At 67.8% G+C, this 18530-nt stretch carries 17 protein-coding genes; 3 read left to right on the top strand and 14 right to left on the bottom strand.

Annotated elements, in window-relative coordinates:
• Positions 1–66: 66 nt before the first annotated feature.
• From KY501_RS17415 to KY501_RS17425, 3 genes are all read right to left on the bottom strand, one after another.
• A complete protein-coding gene (locus tag KY501_RS17415) occupies positions 67–1032 on the bottom strand; it encodes an electron transfer flavoprotein subunit alpha/FixB family protein (protein ID WP_224364293.1) in 966 nt (321 codons plus the stop codon).
• Between the two features lie 39 nt (positions 1033–1071).
• On the bottom strand, positions 1072–1869 hold the full coding sequence (locus KY501_RS17420) for an electron transfer flavoprotein subunit beta/FixA family protein (RefSeq protein WP_224364358.1): 798 nt from the start codon (positions 1867–1869) through the stop codon (positions 1072–1074).
• Positions 1870–1989: 120 nt separating this feature from the next.
• Positions 1990–3126 (bottom strand): acyl-CoA dehydrogenase family protein, encoded by a 1137-nt coding sequence (locus tag KY501_RS17425; RefSeq protein ID WP_224364294.1) that lies wholly within the window; start codon positions 3124–3126, stop codon positions 1990–1992.
• 104 nt (positions 3127–3230) lie between these two features.
• On the opposite strand from KY501_RS17425, the gene KY501_RS17430 reads away from it, so the two are divergent.
• A complete protein-coding gene (locus KY501_RS17430; protein ID WP_224364295.1) occupies positions 3231–5444 on the top strand; it encodes an Ig-like domain-containing protein in 2214 nt (737 codons plus the stop codon).
• 83 nt (positions 5445–5527) lie between these two features.
• Here the strand turns inward: KY501_RS17430 and fsa are convergent, their stop codons facing one another.
• Positions 5528–6175: a fructose-6-phosphate aldolase gene (gene fsa / locus KY501_RS17435; RefSeq protein ID WP_224364296.1), complete on the bottom strand. Its 648-nt coding sequence runs from the start codon at positions 6173–6175 to the stop codon at positions 5528–5530.
• A 140-nt stretch (positions 6176–6315) separates the two neighbouring features.
• On the opposite strand from fsa, the gene KY501_RS17440 reads away from it, so the two are divergent.
• Positions 6316–7371 carry a KpsF/GutQ family sugar-phosphate isomerase gene (locus KY501_RS17440; protein WP_224364297.1) on the top strand — a complete coding sequence of 352 codons (1056 nt, stop codon included), beginning with the start codon at positions 6316–6318 and terminating at the stop codon, positions 7369–7371.
• Positions 7372–7496: 125 nt separating this feature from the next.
• Positions 7497–7739, top strand: coding sequence for a hypothetical protein (locus tag KY501_RS17445; protein WP_224364298.1), 243 nt, complete (start codon positions 7497–7499; stop codon positions 7737–7739).
• A 7-nt stretch (positions 7740–7746) separates the two neighbouring features.
• On the opposite strand, the gene KY501_RS17450 is transcribed toward KY501_RS17445, so the two are convergent.
• From KY501_RS17450 to KY501_RS17495, 10 genes are all read right to left on the bottom strand, one after another.
• Positions 7747–9225 (bottom strand): tetratricopeptide repeat protein, encoded by a 1479-nt coding sequence (locus KY501_RS17450; RefSeq protein ID WP_224364299.1) that lies wholly within the window; start codon positions 9223–9225, stop codon positions 7747–7749.
• Positions 9222–9752: a 2-amino-4-hydroxy-6-hydroxymethyldihydropteridine diphosphokinase gene (folK, locus tag KY501_RS17455; RefSeq protein WP_224364300.1), complete on the bottom strand. Its 531-nt coding sequence runs from the start codon at positions 9750–9752 to the stop codon at positions 9222–9224. Before folK ends, KY501_RS17450 begins: the two co-directional genes overlap by 4 nt.
• Positions 9749–10519: a fumarylacetoacetate hydrolase family protein gene (locus tag KY501_RS17460; protein ID WP_224364301.1), complete on the bottom strand. Its 771-nt coding sequence runs from the start codon at positions 10517–10519 to the stop codon at positions 9749–9751. The genes folK and KY501_RS17460 overlap by 4 nt, the downstream gene beginning before the upstream one ends.
• Positions 10516–11331: a 4-hydroxy-tetrahydrodipicolinate reductase gene (dapB, locus tag KY501_RS17465; RefSeq protein WP_224364302.1), complete on the bottom strand. Its 816-nt coding sequence runs from the start codon at positions 11329–11331 to the stop codon at positions 10516–10518. The genes KY501_RS17460 and dapB overlap by 4 nt, the downstream gene beginning before the upstream one ends.
• A gap of 19 nt (positions 11332–11350) precedes the next feature.
• Positions 11351–12238 (bottom strand): 4-hydroxy-tetrahydrodipicolinate synthase, encoded by an 888-nt coding sequence (gene dapA / locus KY501_RS17470; RefSeq protein WP_224364303.1) that lies wholly within the window; start codon positions 12236–12238, stop codon positions 11351–11353.
• A gap of 17 nt (positions 12239–12255) precedes the next feature.
• Entirely contained in the window at positions 12256–13497 is a 1242-nt protein-coding gene (gene lysA, locus KY501_RS17475; RefSeq protein WP_224364304.1) for a diaminopimelate decarboxylase, read from the bottom strand.
• A gap of 222 nt (positions 13498–13719) precedes the next feature.
• Positions 13720–15594: a TIGR04551 family protein gene (locus tag KY501_RS17480; protein WP_224364305.1), complete on the bottom strand. Its 1875-nt coding sequence runs from the start codon at positions 15592–15594 to the stop codon at positions 13720–13722.
• Positions 15595–15706: 112 nt separating this feature from the next.
• Positions 15707–16126 (bottom strand): methylmalonyl-CoA epimerase, encoded by a 420-nt coding sequence (gene mce / locus KY501_RS17485; RefSeq protein ID WP_224364306.1) that lies wholly within the window; start codon positions 16124–16126, stop codon positions 15707–15709.
• Positions 16123–16953, bottom strand: coding sequence for a bifunctional DNA-formamidopyrimidine glycosylase/DNA-(apurinic or apyrimidinic site) lyase (gene mutM / locus KY501_RS17490; RefSeq protein ID WP_224364307.1), 831 nt, complete (start codon positions 16951–16953; stop codon positions 16123–16125). Before mutM ends, mce begins: the two co-directional genes overlap by 4 nt.
• 60 nt (positions 16954–17013) lie before the next feature.
• Entirely contained in the window at positions 17014–18444 is a 1431-nt protein-coding gene (locus tag KY501_RS17495) for an adenylate/guanylate cyclase domain-containing protein (protein WP_224364308.1), read from the bottom strand.
• Positions 18445–18530: the final 86 nt, after the last annotated feature.

Genomic DNA, 18530 nt, shown 5'->3' on the forward strand with positions numbered 1-18530 from the left:
ACAGAGGGGCGGCGCGAGACCTGCTCGCCACCGCCCCTCGTCCAGGCTCTCGCGAGAGCCCGGGTGCTACTTCAGCTTCTGCAGGGCCTGCCGCAGCTCGGGCAGCACCTTGAAGAGGTCCGCCACCAGACCGTAGTCGGCCACCTGGAAGATGGGGGCCTCGGGGTCCTTGTTGATGGCGACGATGGTCTTCGAGCTCTTCATACCGGCCAGGTGCTGGATGGCGCCGCTGATGCCCGCCGCGATGTAGAGCTGCGGAGCCACCACCTTGCCCGTCTGGCCCACCTGCAGATCGTTCGGCACCCAGCCCGCGTCGCACACGGCGCGGGAGGCGCCCACGGCCGCGCCGAGCTCATCGGCCAGGGCCTCGATCTCCTTGAAGTCGCCCTTGGTGCCGCGGCCGCCGGAGACCACCACGCGGGCCTCGGTCAGCTCGGGACGCGCGCTCTTCACTTCCTTGAAGTCGACGAACTTCGTCTTGGAAGGCTCGAGCTTCGGCGAGAAGGTCTTCACCTCGGCGGCGGCCTGACCGCCCTGGGCGGCAGGGAACTCGGTGGCGCGCACGCTGAACACCTTCACCGGGGTGGTGAGCTTCACCTCGGCGAAGACGTTACCGGCCCACATGGGGCGAGTGAAGGTGACGTCGGCTCCGCTGCCGTTGAAGCCCATCACGTCCGTGGCCATGGCGGCCTTCAGGCGCGCGGCGACGCGGGGCATCAGGTCCTTGCCCATGGCGGTGGACGCCTGGCCCACGTAGTCGGCCTTCAGCTCCTGCGCCAGGCCGGCGATGACGGGGGCGAACACCTCGGCCAGGTAGTGCTCGAACTCGGGCGCGGCGGCGGTGTGGACCGCCTTGGCGCCCAGGCCCTTGAGCTCCTCGGTTACCTTGGAGGGATCCTTGGACAGCAGCACCAGGTGCAGCTCTCCCCCCGCCTTCTCGGCCAGGGTGCGGCCCGCGGAGATGGCGTTGAGGGTGGCCTTGCGCAGGTTCCCGTCCGGTTGCTGCTCGGCGACGATGAGAATGGTCGGCATCTTGGACTCCAGAGTCTCGAAGCAGTTGAAGGAACGGGCCTAGACGACCTTGGCCTCGTTGTGCAGCTTGTCCACCAGCGCGGCCACGTCCGCCACCTTGATGCCGGCCTTGCGCGGCGGGGGCGAGGACATCTTCAGCACCTGGATCTTCGGGGTGACGTCCACGCCCAGCTTCTGCGGCGTCAGCTCCTCGATGGGCTTGCTCTTGGCCTTCATGATGCCAGGCAGGCTGGTGTAGCGCGGCAGGTTCAGGCGCAGGTCCGTGGTGACGACGGCCGGCAGCGCGCACTCCAGCGTGGCCAGCCCGTTGTCCACCTCGCGCACCACGCGCACCGACTTGCCGTCGGCGCTCACCGCCAGCGCGGGCACCTTGTTCTTCTCCTGCTCGCTCTCCAGGGACTCGACCTTGGAGGCGAAGGTGGCCTGGCTCCAGCCGAGGAACTCGGCGAGGTACTGGCCCACCTGGTTCTGGTCGTCGTCGATGGACTGCTTGCCCAGGACGACGATGTCCGGCTTCTCCTTCTCCACCACCTTCTGGAGCAACCCGGCGATGCCCAGTTGGTCCAGCGGACCGGTGTGGTTGACCCATACCGCGCGCTGGGCGCCCATGGCGAGGGCCTGGCGCAGCTGCTCCTGCACCTCCTTGCCGCCGATGGAGACCACCACCACCTCGCCGGTGTGCTTGGCGACGAGGCGCAGTCCTTCTTCCACGCCGATCTCGTCAAAGGGGTTCATCTTGTACTTCAGCCCCTCCTGAACGATGCCCGAGCCATCCGGCTTCACTTTGATCTTCGACTCGGGGTCTTCCACGCGCTTGGCGGTGACGAGGATCTTCACGGCGTCCATCTCCTTGGTACGCGCGCGGATGTTGACGCAACGCGCGAACGGGCTGGAGTAATAGGCATCCGGCTCCCGCGAGAGCAACGGGAATTCGCCGGGAGTCGCAGTTTTACTTTTCTACTTGAACAGTTCGCGCGCGATGACGATGCGCTGGACCTGGCTGGTGCCCTCGTAGACCTGGATGAGCTTGGCGTCGCGCATCAGCTTCTCGACGGGGTAGTCCTTGATGTAGCCGTAGCCGCCGTAGACCTGGACGGCGTCGGTCGTCACCTTCATGGCCATGTCGGCGGCGAAGCACTTGGCGTAGCTGGAGACCAGGGTGTTCTTCTGGCCCTGGTCGAGCAGCCAAGCGCTCTGGTGGACGAGCAGGCGCGCGGCCTGGATGTTCATGCCCATGTCGGCGAGCATGAACTGGATGCCCTGATGCTCGCGGATGGGCTTGCCGAAGGTCTGTCGCTGGGAGCTGTACTCCAGGCTGTGCTCGAGCGCGGCGCGGGCAATGCCCACGGAGAAGCTGGCGGTGACGGGGCGGCTGTTGTCCAGCGTTTCCATGGCGATGCGGAAGCCCTCGCCCTCCTCGCCGATGCGGTTGGCCACCGGGACGCGCACCTCATCGAAGGTGAGCGTGACGGTGTTGCTGGCGCGCTGGCCCATCTTGTTCTCGTGCTTGCCGGCGGTGAGACCCGCGGGCCGGCCCTCGACGACGAAGCAGGTGATGCCCTTGTGGCGCTTGGCCTTGTCGAGCGTGGCGAAGACGGTGAACTGCTCGGCATAGCCGCCGTTGCTGATGAAGCACTTGGAGCCGTTGAGGACGTAGTGGTCTCCCTCGCGGCGCGCGGTGGTGCTCATGCCGGCCACGTCCGAGCCGGCGGCAGGCTCGGTGAGGCAGAAGGCGGACAGCTTGGGCTTCTCGCTGAAGTGGCTGAGCAGCCGCTGCTTCTGCTCCTCGGTGCCGGCGAGGACGATGGGAAGGTTGGCCAGATCGTTGACGTAGAGCGAGGTGGCCACGCCCGAGCAGCCCCAGGCCAGCTCCTCGCAGACGATGACCTGCTCCAGATGGGAGAGCCCCGAGCCGCCGTGATCCGCGGAGGCACCCAGGTTCATGAGACCCAGCTCATGCGCGGAGGCGATCAGGTCCCGAGGGAATTCTGCCGTCTCATCATAGTGGGCAGCCTTGGGACGAATGACCTCGCGGGCGAATTTACGCGCGGTCTCCTGGAGCGCGCGCTGAGAGTCCGTGAGCTGGAAGTCCATGCGTTCCTCGCCGGATGGGGAAAGGCGGAATACCGCCGCTTTGACGAACGGCGTACCGTCGAAAATACTGCCGGCCACCTCTCTTCATCAGGAGTCCTGAGATTATGCAACGTCCGATTTGGCGCTTGGGCGCCGCCCTGGCGGTCGCGCTGGGGATCGTCGCCGCGTGCGGTGGAGGCGACAAGCCCACTGAGGAAGAACCTGAGCTCCTGCTCTCAGCCACGCCCCGGCAGATCAATGATCGGGGACAGGCCGCACAGCTCACCATCACCGCGACGAATGCGGACGGCTCGGCCGGCACCGGCGACGTCACAGTGGTCACCCCCGCGGGAGCGCTGGGCAACAGCGACACGGAGGAGAAGTTGAACCTTGCCAACGGCAAGGCGACGACGAGCTTCACCTGTGACAAGACCGCGGATGCGAAGTGCGCTGGCAGCGTGCGCATCGAGGCCACGTGGGGCTCGACAACCGGAACCGTGACCGTGACGGTCAGCTCCGGCAGCACTGGCGATGGAGGAACCCCGGACGGTGGCACTGGAAACCCGGACGGTGGCAGTGGAAGCGGGGACGGTGGCACCACGATTACGGTGGTCAGCTCCAAGAGCTCCGTCTTCACGTCCGTGGGAGACTTCGCGGAGATCACCGCCACGCTGACAGGCAGCGGCAATACCCCGAAGGTGGGAGAGTCCATCACCTTCGACACGACCGTGGGAGGCCTCCAGGTCTCACAGAGCGACACCCCCGCCCAGTCCGTGCAGGCCTCCACGAATAGCGCAGGCAAGGCAGTGGTGCGCCTGGTGGAGAGCGGCCCGGCGGGCACCGCGAGTGTCCGTGCCCGCCACACAGCATCTGGTGCCCAGGCGAGCGTGTCGGTGAAGATCACCAACATCCAGCAGATCACCCACTCCTCGACGACGTGCGGAGGTACGCCCTGCACCATCATGGGAACGAAGAGCTCCGGCTTCAACGAGCAGTCCCAGGTCTCCTTCAAGGTGGTGGACTCGACCAGTCAGCCCGTACCCGGGGTGACGGTGACCTTCAGCATTCCCAATCCGCCTGGAGGCACCACCGTGTCGCCCTCCGCCACCACCAACGCGCAGGGCATCGCAACGGCCATCGTGTCGTCGGGCCCTTCCATCGGCGCCATCGTGGTGCATGCGGTCGCCATCGCGGGCCGCGTCGAGGTGGACAGCCCGAACATCGGTATCCGCGGTGCCAAGGTGGCCAACAAGGGCTTCAGCCTGGCTTGCAAGACGATCAACATTGGGGTCTATACCTCCCCCAACCCGCCAGCGCTCTACACCGTCGCCTGTGACGTGAAGGTGCAGGACCGGTACCTCAACCCCGTAGGTACCGGGACCACGGTCAACTTCAAGGTCGAGGCGGGCAACATCACCAACTCCGTGGCGACCAAGGCTTATAGCCCCACCGGAAACAACGCGGACGAGGGCAAGGGCTCCGTCAACTTCAGCACCGAAGGGGCGCTGCCCGTGGATGTGGATCCCCTCGAGGCCGACGACGCCCAGTTCCCCATCAAGCGCGACCGGGAACCCCGGGGCCCCAAGGGCCAGCTGACTGCCAATCCTCGCGACGGCCTCGTCACGGTCCTCGCTTATACCCGCGGAGAGGAATGGTTCGACGACGGAAACACCAACGGCATCCGGGATCCGGGTGAGCAGTTCTATGACCAGGGTGAGCCCTTCGTCGACAACAACGACAACGGTGTCCGCGATCCTGGCGAGACATACATCGATGAGGCCCCCGCCGATGGCCAGTGGAACGGCCCCAACGGGGTCTGGGACAACGACACCTCCATCTGGGTCGAGACGCGCATCCTCTACACAGGGAAGCCAACGCTCGACCCGACCCACACCTATATTTTGCCCAATGTGTTCTCCGGCAATTGCGGCGACACCAATCCGCCGCCCCTGGGCAAGGGCGAAACAACCACTGTCAGGATGTACTTTGGCGACGACTTCTTCAACCGCCCGCAGGCCCAGGGTACATCCTTTTCGGCGACCCATAAGGCGACAAAGGGCAGTGTGAAGGTCGCTAGCGCTGGCTTCCAGGATGGCTACGGCTTTGGCTACGTCCGAGAGCTGTTCAGCACCTCGACTGGCCAGGCTTGCCTCACCACCTCACCGATCTGTGTCTACAAGGTGTATTTCACGAGTTGGGGCGGCGGTTACGTGAGCGATGCCACTATCACTGGCGCCGCCCGCACAGACACCCAATCCTGTCAGAGCGACGAGGCCACCTTCAGCACGACCGTGCTGGGCACGACCACGGGTGCCCAAACCATTGGCGCCATCGAGTAACCCGGGGTCCCCCTGAAACACGACGGCCACCGTGCTCCGCTCTGGAGCCGGTGGCCGTCCTCTTTCCAGCGCCCGTTGCTGGACTACTTCTTGGGAACCTTCTCCCAGTCAGCCAGGAACTTCTTGATGCCGATGTCCGTGAGCGGGTGCTGCGCCAGCTGGTTGATCACGCTGAAGGGCAGCGTCGCCACGTCCGCTCCCAGCCGCGCCGCCTGCAGCACGTGGATGGGGTTGCGCACGCTCGCCACCAGCACCTGCGTCGTGAAGTCGTAGTTCCGGTAGATCTCGAGGATGTTCGAGATCAGCTCCATCCCGTCCTCGGAGATGTCGTCCAGCCGGCCCACGAACGGAGACACGTACGTGGCTCCCGCCTTGGCGCACAACAGCGCCTGGTTCGCCGAGAACACCAGCGTCACGTTCGTCCGGATGCCCTCAGACGTCAGCGCCTTCACCGCCTTCATCCCCTCCACGCCCATGGGGATCTTCACCACCACGTTGTCGTGGATCTTCGCCAGCGTGCGCCCCTCCTTGATGAGCTCCGGCGCCTCCAGCGAAACGCACTCGGCGCTCACCGGTCCGTCCACGATGGAGCAGATCTCCCGGATGGTCTCCTCGAGCCCGCGGCCCACCTTCGCCAACAACGACGGGTTGGTGGTGACGCCGTCCACACACCCCATCTCGTATGCCTTGCGGATCTCTCCAACGTCCGCCGTGTCGATGAAGAACTTCATGCCGTCACCTATTGTGGGAAAACCTGCGTACGCAGGGTGAACGTTCCAGCCCGAGGACCGGGCGTGCGAGCGCGTAACCGATGGCCCGCACCGCGTCAAGGGTAGCGGCCCACCGCACCCCAAGAGTAGAAGGACCGCGAATGGCTCGCCCCCGTCGCTCCACCGCCAACAAGCCCCGGCTCCGCGCCCTTCCCGGCAGGAGTGTCGCCACTGCGCCGCCCCGAACCGAGGAGGCCAACGAGGCCCTCGCCTACGCCCAGGGAGTGCTCGAGGCCGAGGCCCGCGCCATCCTCGGGCTGCGGCTGGGGGACTCGTTCCTCAAGGCGCTCGGGCTGCTGCGCGAGTGTCAGACCCAGGCCGTCGTCACGGGCATGGGCAAGGCGGGCCTCATCGGTCAGAAGCTGTCCGCCACTCTGGCCTCCACCGGCATCCGCTCCTTCTTCCTCCACCCCGCTGAAGCCTTGCACGGCGACCTGGGGCGCGTGGGCCGCGGTGACGTCATCCTGGCCCTCTCCAACAGTGGCTCCACCGAGGAGGTGCTCCGGCTACTGCCCTCGTTCCGACGCCTGGGCACCCCCGTCATTGCCCTCACCGGCGAGCCAGAGAGCCCGCTGGCTCGCGGAGCGGATGTCGTGCTGGACATCGGCCGCATCGAAGAGGCGTGCCCCATGGGCCTGGTCCCCACCGCCTCCACCGCCGCGCTGCACGCCATGGGCGACGCGCTGGCGATGACCCTGATGCGCTCGCGCACCTTCGGAACGGAGGAGTATGCGCTGCTGCATCCGGGAGGGAAGATCGGCCGCTCCGTCCAGCGCGTCTTCGAGGTCATGCGCACCGGCCCCACCAACCCCGTCGTGCGCGACTCCGCCAGGCTGTCCGATGCCGTCGGGGTGATGACGCAGACGCCTGGACGGCCCGGCGCCACCAACGTGGTGGATCGCCAGGGACGGCTGGTGGGCATCTTCACCGATGGAGATCTCCGCCGGCTGGTGGAGCAGGGCCGCACGGACTTCACAGTCCCCGTGCGTGAGGTGATGGGCCGCAGGCCCAAGTGCGTGAGCCCCGAGACGCTGGTACTCACGGCGGCGGCCCAGATGCGCGAGGCCCGGGTGGATCAGCTCCCGGTGGTGGATGCCGAGGGCCGCGCCGTGGGCCTGCTCGATGTGCAGGACCTGCTGGCCGCGCGCTTCCTGTGACTCATCTTCTCGTGAAGTAAGAGAGGCTCAGCTCCTCCTCCGTTACGCCCGCTGGACGCAGCCCGACCCGCTCCCGCGTCATACGCCAGAGGCAGCGCAGTGCCCCGGCACGCCAGCTGCACTTCATGGCCTCCATGAACACGGTGAACAGCGTAGCGCTCGCCAAGCGCTTGGAAGATGCAGAGGTTGCGGTGCAGAAGGCGTACGCGGAGCTGGACGGGAGTCCACGATCGTGGACTGTGCTGGACTCCGCCAAACGCTCCTACCGCGAGGCAGAGGCCGATGCGGTGGTGATGCTCGGAGCCCAGATGGCTCTGGAACTCGTGGGGAGTCGCCTGACTCCCCCCGAATCGCGGTTCGCGAACTGATCGACGGTTACTGGCCGGCCTTGGCCTGCAGGGCCGCCTTGTTCGGGTAGTCCGGCACGGACTGCAGCAGCTTGGCCCAGAGCGCCTTGGCGCCCTTCGCATCACCCTTGGCCATCAGGGTGTCGCCCAGCTTCTCCACCGCCGCTGGATCCGAACCCACCGCCACGCCCCAGATTCGATCCGCCATCGGTTTGCCCAGCCCCACCAGCGCCCAGGCCATGCCTGCCTTCGCGCGGCCGTTCTCCGGCTGGAAGGGCACCACGCGCCGGTACACGCCAAGCGCCGCGTCGTACTGGCCCTTCGCCAGGTTGTCCTCGCCCTCCTCCACCAGCTTCGCCAGGCCCGCCTCCAGCTCCGGCGTGCGCTCGGTGTTCTGGACGGCGTCCACCATCTCCTGCGTCAGCACGGGCGGCCCGTCCTGCCCCTGTCCACCCATGGCCCCCGACGCGCCCGCCATGGGCCCTGTCCCTCCCATCATCGGCGCCGCGGCCATCGGCTCCGAAGGCCGCTGAGACAAACGGATGCGCCGGTCCTCCGCGCGCGACTGCTTCCACTTCTCCCGGCCCCCAGCCTTCGCCGAGTCCTGGGCGAACTGGCTGAGCTGCTTCGCCAGATCCGTGCGAGGCGAGTCCGGATGCGCCGCGACGAAAGCCTCGAAGCCCTCGTGCGCCGCCCGCAGCGCCTTCACGTCCTCACCCTTCGTCTCGTACAGCACCGCCGAACGAGCGAAGAGCGCCTCCTCGTTGGAAGGCGCCACGTCCAGCGCCCGCTCGTACACCGCCAGCGCTCCCGCCTTGTCGCCCGTCAGGTACAGGGCGTTGGCGCGCAGCACCTCCACCTCCACCACAGGCCCCAGCGCCACCTTCGCACAGCTCGCCGCGCCCGCGGAGTCACCCTTCTTCGCGCGCTCCGCAGCCGCCTTGCCCATGTCCTCCACGGACGTGGTCGGCGTGAAGCCACAGCCCGCATCCTCAGGACTCGGCACGGGCGTCTTCCCCAGCTTCTTGCGCTGCTCCACGAACAGCGCCCGCGTCGCCGCCGCCTTCTCCTCCGCTTGGAGGAAGTACACCACCGCGTCCGAGGGGCGCCCGTTCGTGTAGTAGAGCTTGCCCAGCGAAGAGGCGATCTCGAACGTCTTCTCCCGCGCGCGCAGGCCGTCCGTCGTGTCGAGCTGCTTGAGCAGCTCGTCGGCCGTGGGTGGCGCCCGGCCCGTGCCCGACATCGGAGGATGGCCCTCGGGCAGCGCCCCGGTGGACATGCCCGACGGCCCTGAGCCACTGCCCGTCATGGGCGGATGGCCCTCGGGCAGTGCGCCCTGAGCAGCCGAGCCCTCTCCTTCCGGAAGCGGAGGATGCCCGGCGGGCAAGGAGCCGGGTCGGGCGGGCGACGCCTCGGTCCCCGGAGGGATGGCCGGGTGGTTGGGCGGAAGATTGGTCGGCTCAGCGGCGAGCAGCGCAGCGGTCGTCAGGGCTACGGAAAGGATCATGAATCGTTCACCAGGGGGCTGGCCTCGGGCCACTGGGTGGCCGACAGCCTGCGGACATCTTGCGGAGCCAGGCCGGCGAGAAGCTGTCTCACCGTCACGCCCAGCACCGGGTGCTTCAGCTCCGGGGCCAGTTCCGCCAGCGGCTCCAGCGCGAAGCGGCGCTTGTGCAGCTCCAGGTGCGGAACCTGGAGGTTCACCTCCGCCACGAGCTCGCCGTCCCACAGGAGGATGTCGAGATCGATCGGCCGAGGCCCCCAGCGCACACCGTCGCGGCGGCGGCCCAGATCATGCTCGATGCGCTGGAGGATGGTCAGCAGCCGCAGTGGAGGCAGGACGCACTCCAGCGCGACCACGGCGTTGAGGTAGCGCGGCTGGGACGGGCCCACGGGCGCGCTGTCATACAGCGAGGAGCAGCGCAGCACGGCGACCGCGTCAATGCGCGAGAGGGCCTCCAAGGCAGCCACGAGATAGCCCTCGCGGTCTCCCTCGTTGGAACCCAGCCCGACGTAGACGTTGGCGGTGCTCACGGCTCCATCTCAACCGGATTGGACAGGGTCCCGATTCCCTCGATCTCCACCTCGACCGTATCCCCGGCCACCAGCTTCCCGACTCCCGAGGGAGTTCCGGTGCTTATCAGGTCTCCAGGCAGGAGCGTCATGATGTGGGAGATGAAGGACACGAGCGCCGCTGGGCCGAACACCATGTCGGAGGTGCGGCTGTCCTGGCGCACCTGTCCGTTCACCTTGCACTGGATGCGCAGATCCGCCGGAGACAGCCCCGTCACCGCCCACGGCCCGGCGCAGGAGAAGGTGTCGTAGCTCTTGGCGCGGGTGTGCTGCACCTCGCGGCGCTGGATGTCCCGCGCCGTCACGTCGTTGAAGCAGGTGAGCCCCCAGATGGCGCGAGCGGCGGTGGCCTCGTCCGCGTTCTTCAGCCGCTCGCCGATGACGAGCCCCAGCTCCGCCTCGTAGTGCACCTCCTCGCTGGCCTTGGGGATGCGGATGGGCGAGCGCGGCCCGTTCAGCGAGGTGGAGGGCTTGATGAAGATGAGGGGCTCGGGCGGCACGGGCTTGCCCATCTCCTCCGCGTGCTTGCGGTAGTTCTGCCCGATGCAGACGATCTTGGAGGCCTCCGCGGGCACCATCAGCGAGAGCGTCGCCAGCGAGCGCCGCAGCCCCGTCTCCTTGCCCCCAGCCCACGGCGCGGCGTTGAGGACGACGACTTCATTGCCCTCGATGCGGCCATGCCAGGCACGGCCCTCGTGAAGGAAGCGGCAGTAGCGTGTGACGCTCATGATGTCCTCTTCAGGCCGAGCACATCGGCCATGTCATAGAGCCCGGGGCGCTGCCCCACGACCCAGTTTGCCGCCCGGAGCGCCCCCTTGGCGAACTGGTCCCGGCTGGTCGCCCGGTGGGTGAGCTCCACACGCTCACCCTCGCCGAAGAAGAACACCGTGTGCTCGCCCACCACGTCCCCGCCTCGCAGGGCCTGGATGCCAATCTCGCGAGGGGTGCGGGCGCCCACCTGGCCATGGCGCTCGAAGACGAAGTCCTCGCTGGTGCGCCCCAGCGACTGGGCGAGCACCTCCGCCAACCGGAGCGCCGTGCCCGAGGGCGCGTCCTTCTTCATCCGGTGGTGCGTCTCCACCACCTCGACGTCAAAGCCCTCGCCCAGCACCCGAGCCAGCTCCGCCGCCACCTGGATGACGACGTTGACACCCACCGAGGTGTTGGGGGCCAGCACCACGGGAATGGAACGGGCGGCAGCAGCTACCTGCTCGCGAGCCTGCGCGGAGAAGCCCGTGGAGCCGATCACCATGCCCACCCCGCGCGCCGCGCACAGCCGCGCGTGCTCCACGCTGGCCTCCGCGTGGGTAAAGTCGATCACCACCTGGGCTCCCGCCTCGAGCGCCGGGCCCAGCGCGTCCACCACCTTCAACCCGAACGGCTCACCGAGGCGCGCGGCCTGCCCCGCGTCCTGCCCCACCGAAGCACTCCCAGGCCGAGCCGTGGCTCCCACGACGGAGAAACCTGGGGAGCTCTTCGCCAGCCGCAGCAGCGTGCTGCCCATGCGGCCGGAGACGCCGGTGATGACGGTACGAAGCACGAGGACCTCCGGGGGCGGCTCAAGCCTGGATCAGGTTCAGCCGCAGCAGCTCTTCCTTCAGCTTCGCCGCCTGCGGCTCGGACAGCGGCGTCAGCGGCAGGCGGATCTCCGGCCCGAACACGCCCAACAGGTGCAGCGCCCACTTGACCGGGATGGGGTTGGACTCGACGAAGAGCACCTTGTGAAGCGCGTTCATCTGCACCTGCAGCTCGCGCGCCTTGGCCAGGTCTCCGGCCCGGGCCGCCGCCACCAGGTCCGCCATCATCCGAGGCGCCACGTTCGAGGACACCGAGACGACGCCCTTGCCGCCACAGGCGATGAACGGCAGCACCGTGAAGTCATCTCCCGACAACAGGGTGATGCGGTCGCCGCACTTCTCGACCAGGTCCACCGCGCGCGCCATGTTCCCCGTGGCCTCCTTGATGGCCACCACTTCGGGGATGTCGCACAGCCACATCACCGTCTCCGGCAGCAGGTCCACGCCCGTGCGCCCGGGGACGTTGTAGGCCACGATCGGGAAACCCGGGTGCGCCTTGGCGATGGCCCGGTAGTGCTGCAGCAGACCGAACTGGGTGGGCTTGTTGTAGTAGGGCGTGACGATCAGCGCCCCCTGCGCCCCCAGCTCTCGCACGCGGCCCACCGACTCGATGGTCTCCGCCGTGCTGTTGGAGCCCGCGCCCGCCACCACCGGCACCCGCCCTCGCGCCGCATCCACCGCCAGCTTCACAGCCTGGGCGCGCTCCTCGGCCGTCATCGTCACGGCCTCGCCCGTGGTGCCGATGGGCAGCAGCACGCTCGTGCCGCCCTCCACCTGTCGATCGATCAACGCGCGGTAGGCCGCCTCGTCGATCTTTCCGTTCCTGAAGGGCGTCGCGAGCGCCGTCATGGAGCCTTCGAAGGTCTTCATGGCCGCCGCTTATATGTTCAGGCCCGCTCGCCGCGCCAGAGGTCCTCGACGGTCTCCCGCTCCCGGATGACACGCCAGGCCGCTCCATCCACCAGAACCTCGGCCGACCGGGGCCGGGAGTTATAGGTAGAAGACATGCTCATCCCGTAAGCCCCGGCGCTCATCACCGCGTACAGGTCGTCCTGCTGGGGCAGCACCAGCGCTCGGGCCCGGGCCAGCACGTCGCTGGACTCGCACACCGGACCCACCACGTCCACCTCCACCGGCTTGCCCCGCCGCTTCACCACCGGCTGCAGGGCATGGTGCGCCTCGTAGAGCGCCGGGCGGATGAGATCGTTCATCCCCACATCCACCACCACGAACGTCTTCGTGGGCGTGCGCTTGCGGTACAGCACGCGCGTGAGCAGCACGCCGGCATTGCCCACCAGCGCCCGCCCCGGCTCCAGGATGAGCGTGGAGCCCGTGTCCTCCACCGCCTTCAGCACGGTGCGCGCGTACTCCGCAGGCGAGGGAGGCGTCTCATCCGAGTAGGTGATGCCCAGGCCACCACCGATGTCCAGGTAGCTCAGCGGGTAGCCCTGCTCCTTCAACGAGCGGTACAGCCCCGCCACCTTGGAGATGGCCACCTTCATTGGCGCTGCCTGGGTGAGCTGCGAGCCGATGTGGCAGTCCAACCCCACCGCGCTCAGGCCCTTCATCTTCCGGGAGCGGGCATAGAGCGCCACCGCCTCCTCGAAGGGCACGCCGAACTTGGACGTCTTCAGCCCGGTGGAGATGTAGCGGTGCGTGCGCGCATCCACGTCCGGGTTGACGCGCAGGGCGAAAGGAGCGCGCCGCCCCACCTTCCGCCCCACCGCATCGAGCGCCTCCAACTCCTCGGCGCTCTCCACGTTGAACATGAGGATGCCGGCGGCCAGCGCCTGCTCCATCTCCTCGGGCGTCTTGCCCACGCCCGCGAACACCGTCTTGCCCGGCGAGCCACCCGCCCGCTGCACGCGGGCCAGTTCTCCGCCAGAGACGATGTCGAAGCCACCGCCCTCCTTCGCGAACAGGTGCAGCACCGCGAGCGTGCTGTTGGCCTTCACCGAGTAACAGATGAGGTGCGGGGTGCCCTGGAAGGCCTCCGTCACCACCCGGAAATGCCGGGTGAGCGTGGCCGTGGAGTACACGTAGGTGGGCGTCCCTACTGCCTCGGCGATGGCGGCCAGCGGCACCTGCTCCGCGTGGAGACTGCCTCGAACGTAGTTGAAGTGGTTCACGACCCTGCGTCCTGAGGGCCCGGCCCCGCGGGCTCGAAGGGACCACGAGTGGACTGCCCCGGGGGCTGGACTTCCGGCGCGGGAGGCGGCTGCGTCTCCGACGGGGGCGGAGGAGGAGGCAGCGGCGGGCGCGGAGACCCCTTGATGCCGCAGGCCCCCAGCAGGAGGCCCACGCCCAACAAGAGAAGAACCCGAGACGGACGGCTCATGCGCGTGCCAGCCCTAGAAGCGGACGGCGAGCGTGCCGCGGATCGCCTGGGCCGTCTCGAAGTCCCGCTGCGCGACATCCGGCGGCTCCTGCAGGCCGGCCATGGGGAACAAGATGCCCCAGTTGATACCCGCGACGAAGCCATCCTCGGTCTCGTAGCGCGCCCCCAAGTCCACCTCGAGCCCCAGGGCGCGGTTGGTGGTGGACGGCGTGGACTCCGCGTAGAGCGCCTGCGAGTAGATGACGCTGCCGAACAGATCGAAGCCGTCCGCCAGCGAGTACTTCACCGAAGGCTTGACGTACGCGGCGTCCGTGAGGCCGCCAATCAGCTCGCGCCAGAGGATGAGGTCCACGCGGTAGGAGCGGTTGAAGCGGAAGTTGCGGATGGCGTTGTCGGCGCAGCCACCCGAGCCGCAGCTGTACTGGGGCCCGTCGATGCTCTCACCGCCCTGATTGACCACCCGGCCCCGCTGGTAGTTGCCGAAGCCCGCGGCCTTGTCTCCCGACGCCACGCCCACCTCGAGCCCCAGGTGCAGGTTGCCGTTCACCAGCTTGTACTCACCCTGCGCCACGCCACCGAATTGCAGCACGCGCAGCGACTGGTTCTGCGCCGGATCGCTCGCGCTGGCCGCGTCCGCCGCCCGGTTGCCGATGCTGCCGCCAATCAGGGACAGCTCGGCCTCGAGGCGGAACGCCTTCTCCTCGTAGCGCACCCACAGGTCCGGCATGTAGAGCGTGGCGTCGCGCGGCACGAAGCTGAACGAGGAGTTGAGCAGCCCCGTCCCCGCGTTGTCCCAGCGCTGCGTGCGGTAGGTGAAGTGCAGGCCGTAGTTCAGCACGCCCTGGTTGTTCTCCAGCTTCTCCTTGATCTGCTGATCGGTGTCCCGGCGCGCGATGGCAATCACGTAGCTGTGGCTGTCGTCCGAGTTCGTGTAGTCGAACGTCTCGCGCTGCGGATCCGGGGCCACCGACTCGCTGGTGATGCCCTCGGAGTTGAAGTCGACCATCGGCGTCACATAGAAGCCGGCGAACGGCTCGGTGACGAACTGGATGCGGTCCACGTTGTCGCCGAAGTCGCAGTCCAGGCAGTTGCCGTCGTTGTGCAGCATGCCCAGGCCCCACTGGCTGCCCATGCGCCCGAAGCGCAGGATGCCCACCGGGGTGCTCACCTCGCCGTAGGCCCGCTTCACGTAGATGGAGTCCTTCAGGGTCGTGCCCGCCGGGGACGGATTCTGGCTCTCGGAGAACACCGTGAACACGTCCCGGCCGCTCTGCGAGGAGTCCGGCGTGGAGCCGAAGAGCAGGTTGTCCAGCATGTCCACCTGCAACTTCAGCCGCACCTCCTCGGAGATGTTGAAGGTGGGCTCCAGCCGCACGCGCATGTTGGCGCCGGCCTGCGTGTTCTCGTTGTCCGAGCGCGTGGGGAACAGCGCGCGCTCGCGCGCCTTGCCCAGGTCGAACTTGTAGAAGAGGCTCGGACGGACGCGGAAGTAGCCGTCCAGCGTGAACAGCTCCAGCTTGCGCTTCTCCTCCGAGAACTCCTGCTGCCAGTCGGAGGACAGCGACTGGGTGGCCATCTGCGCGCGGATCTCCTCGCGCATCTCCTGCTTGGCGGCCTCCAGGCGGCGATCCAGCTCGCGCTGCATCTCCGGGGTGAGCTCGCCCCCCTCGGCGGCAACAGGGGCGGCCGTGGGCGCGGACGTCGCGGGAGCGGAAGAGGCACCCGGCGAGGCGGGAGCGGCGGGAACGGGCGCGGCGGTGGCCGGAGTGGGCGCAGACTGGCCGGACGCCGGCGTCCCGCTCTCAGGCACCGGCGTCTTCTGGGCAGACGTCTGGGCGGTGGCCGTGGCGGAGGCGACGAGCAAAGCCGCCAGCAGGACGTGAGACATGGGCACGTATCTCCAGGACCGCTCAGGGCGGCCGTGTACAGAGGGCGCGCGAGTTAAGCCACGGGGGGGAGGGGTGTCAACGTCAACCACACCTGCCTTCCCAACGGTCAACTCACGGGTGCTTCGGCTTCTGGCTCAACTCCACGAGCACCCCATGGCTTCCCTTCGGGTGGATGAAGGCCACCTTCGCGCCTCCCGCCCCCGGCTTGGGCGTCTCGTCGATCAACGGCGCCCCCTTCGCCTTCAGCGCCGCCAGGGACGCCTCGATGTCGTCCACCTCGATGCAGATGTGGTGCAGCCCCTCGCCCCGCTTCTCGAGGAACTTCGCCACACTGGTGTCCGTGGAGGTGGGACAAATGAGCTCCACGCGGCCGCTGCCGTGGCCGAAGATGGCGGTGCGCACCTGCTGCTCGGGCACCTCTTCGATCTCGGACAGCTCCAGGCCCAGCGTGTCCCGGTACAAGGCGATGGCCTTGTCCAGGTCCTTCACGGCGATGGCCACGTGGTCGAGGCCCTTGGCTTTGACGCTCATCGCTTCCCTCTCTTGCTGATGCGCTTCGGTTGACACTTCGGGCAGAAGTGCGTGGTGCGTCCCCCCTGCACGATGGACTGCACCTTCGTCTTGCACGTGGTGCAGGGACCACCTGCCCGGCCATACACCAGGAACGGATTCTCCGACTTGTTCTCTTCCAGGTACACCGGGTCTTCCCCCTGCTCCTGCTCCAGCGCGGAAGAGAGGGTGTCGTGGATGGCCCGGGTGAGGCGCGCCCACTCCTCGGGAGACAGGGAGGCCGGCTTGCGCGCGGGGTGCAAACCCGAGCGGAAGAGCGCCTCTGCGACATAGATGTTACCCAGGCCCGCCACGCGCCCCTGGTCCATCAGCGCTACCTTGAGATCCATCCGCGAGCGGCCCATCACCTCTTGGAGTTGCTGCGCGGTGAGCCCGTCCGCCACCGGGTCCCTGCCGAGCGCCTGGATGGCCTCGAGTTGGTGCAGGCGCGCGGCGGGAGCGGGCTCCATCCTCCCGAAGAGGCGATAGTCCGAGAAGTGGATGACATGGCCATCGTCCAGATGAAAACGGGCGTGGCTGTGGGGCACCGACTGGCCCTCGGGGCGCCGCAGGAACTTGCCCGTCATCCCCAGGTGGGCCAGCAGGCCGCGGCCCCCCTCGAAGGTGAGCAACAGGTACTTGCCGCGGCGATCCAGGGACTCGACGCGCCCGGTCAGCTCGGAGAACTTCTTGCGCTGGGCACCTCGGAAGATGCGGGTGGCATCCGCCTCGGCCCTGACCACGCGGTGGCCTTGGAACCAACGCTCCAGGTTGCGTCTCGCGCTCTCTACCTCGGGAAGCTCAGGCATCCGCTCCAGGCACATAGCACCAGGAGCACGGACCACGCATTCCCTGTTTCCAGGCTCCGCTCACCGCAGGCGGTAGACGGTGGTCTCACCCTCCACGCCCTTGAGCAGGGTGCGCTCCCGGGTGGCGTTGAGCGAGGCGGCGCGGATGATGTCCTGGGAGCCAGGAGCCGTGTACACAGGCTCGGTGATGGCAATCTCATCCGCGCCCGCGACGCCCTGGACGCGCGAGGCCACGTTCACCGTCTGGCCGAAGTAGTCCAGGCGCTCGTTGAGCTCCACCGCGATGCATGGCCCCGTGTGCAGCCCCACCTTGAGCTGCAGCTGCGCGCCGTCCCGAGCCACCCGCCGCACCTCGCGCGTCATGGCCGTGGCCGCCTCCAACGCGGGCGCGGGCTCCGCGAAGCTGGCCATCACCGCGTCTCCAATGGTCTTCACCATGGAGCCGCCGCGCTCGGCGATGATGTCGCGCAGCACGCCGAAGTGATCGCGGACCAGTCCATAGGCTCGCAGGTCGCCGATGCGCTCGTACATCTCCGTGGAGCCCTTCAGGTCCGTGAAGAGCACCGTCAGCGACTTGAACTCGAGCCCGCCCTCGGAGGGGATGCTCTCGGCCCGGAACAACTCGCGGAACGTCTGGTGCGTCACCAGCCGCTTGCCACTGAAGTAGCGGCGCAGGTGCTTGTCCGTCGGCATCCCCGTGGTCATGTCGCAGTCCATGGCCATGTTGGGGATCCAGAACTTCACCAGCGCCACCCGAGCTGTAGCCGACGTCCGGTTGTGGAGCGTCACGGAGATCTCTCCCGCGCGCACCTGGACGTGGGCCGGCAGCAACCGGCCGTCCATCAGCTCCGCCTCGACAGCGCTCACGCCGCCCTTGGTGACGGTCTCCAGCTCGCACCACACGTGATTGAGTGGAACGGCCAGGAAGTAGGCCTGTCCTGCCTCCACCTTCGCGGTGAACCGGTGGACGCCGCCGGGCGGCAGGGCGACCGAGTCGAGGACGGACTCGGACACAGTCTTCCGGACGTCCTCGGGGATGCTGCGGCTCTGGGAAAACATCAGAGCAAGCAGATCCTTGCGCAGATCCAGCGTGTCGGGCTGGTGGAAGCGGATGCGGCGCACGGAGGGAGCCACGCTGAAAGCCACCTCCATGTTGTCGTCCCCCGTCTTGATGCTCACGCGGCACATCTGGCAATCGCGCTCGCGCTGGAGCGAGCGCAGCGCAGCGGGCGTCGTCAGGAAGGAGCCGCACCCCGGACACAGCACGCCCCAGGTGAACTCCAGGATGCCGGCGTGCGTGGCGCGCAGGAACAGATCGATGGCTTCGTTCTCCGGCATTCCCATGTCCGCGGCGAAGTGCAGCGGACTGGTCCGGAACAGCGCCTCCTCGGGTGATTCCACGAGGAAGCGCGCGAAGCGTTCCACCGTGCCGGGAGTGAAGCGGGGATGGGAGCGGAGAACCTCGAGACGGTTTTCGAGCGCAACGGACATGGCGGCCCATCGTAACCGCCACCCTTCGCCGCCGCATGACTGCCCACCTTGCAAGGAGCCTGCGGCAAGGTGGACCCGGCTGCCGC

The organism is Hyalangium versicolor (genome assembly GCF_020103695.1).
Taxonomy (GTDB): Bacteria; Myxococcota; Myxococcia; order Myxococcales; family Myxococcaceae; genus Hyalangium; species Hyalangium versicolor.

Coding starts and splice junctions, on each gene's coding strand:
- KY501_RS17415 (WP_224364293.1), bottom strand. CDS start 1,032: ATGCCGACCATTCTCATCGTCGCCGAGCAGCAACCGGACGGGAACCTG.
- KY501_RS17425 (WP_224364294.1), bottom strand. CDS start 3,126: ATGGACTTCCAGCTCACGGACTCTCAGCGCGCGCTCCAGGAGACCGCG.
- KY501_RS17430 (WP_224364295.1), top strand. CDS start 3,231: ATGCAACGTCCGATTTGGCGCTTGGGCGCCGCCCTGGCGGTCGCGCTG.
- fsa (WP_224364296.1), bottom strand. CDS start 6,175: ATGAAGTTCTTCATCGACACGGCGGACGTTGGAGAGATCCGCAAGGCA.
- KY501_RS17440 (WP_224364297.1), top strand. CDS start 6,316: ATGGCTCGCCCCCGTCGCTCCACCGCCAACAAGCCCCGGCTCCGCGCC.
- KY501_RS17445 (WP_224364298.1), top strand. CDS start 7,497: ATGGCCTCCATGAACACGGTGAACAGCGTAGCGCTCGCCAAGCGCTTG.
- KY501_RS17450 (WP_224364299.1), bottom strand. CDS start 9,225: ATGATCCTTTCCGTAGCCCTGACGACCGCTGCGCTGCTCGCCGCTGAG.
- KY501_RS17460 (WP_224364301.1), bottom strand. CDS start 10,519: ATGAGCGTCACACGCTACTGCCGCTTCCTTCACGAGGGCCGTGCCTGG.
- dapA (WP_224364303.1), bottom strand. CDS start 12,238: ATGAAGACCTTCGAAGGCTCCATGACGGCGCTCGCGACGCCCTTCAGG.
- KY501_RS17480 (WP_224364305.1), bottom strand. CDS start 15,594: ATGTCTCACGTCCTGCTGGCGGCTTTGCTCGTCGCCTCCGCCACGGCC.
- mce (WP_224364306.1), bottom strand. CDS start 16,126: ATGAGCGTCAAAGCCAAGGGCCTCGACCACGTGGCCATCGCCGTGAAG.
- mutM (WP_224364307.1), bottom strand. CDS start 16,953: ATGCCTGAGCTTCCCGAGGTAGAGAGCGCGAGACGCAACCTGGAGCGT.
- KY501_RS17495 (WP_224364308.1), bottom strand. CDS start 18,444: ATGTCCGTTGCGCTCGAAAACCGTCTCGAGGTTCTCCGCTCCCATCCC.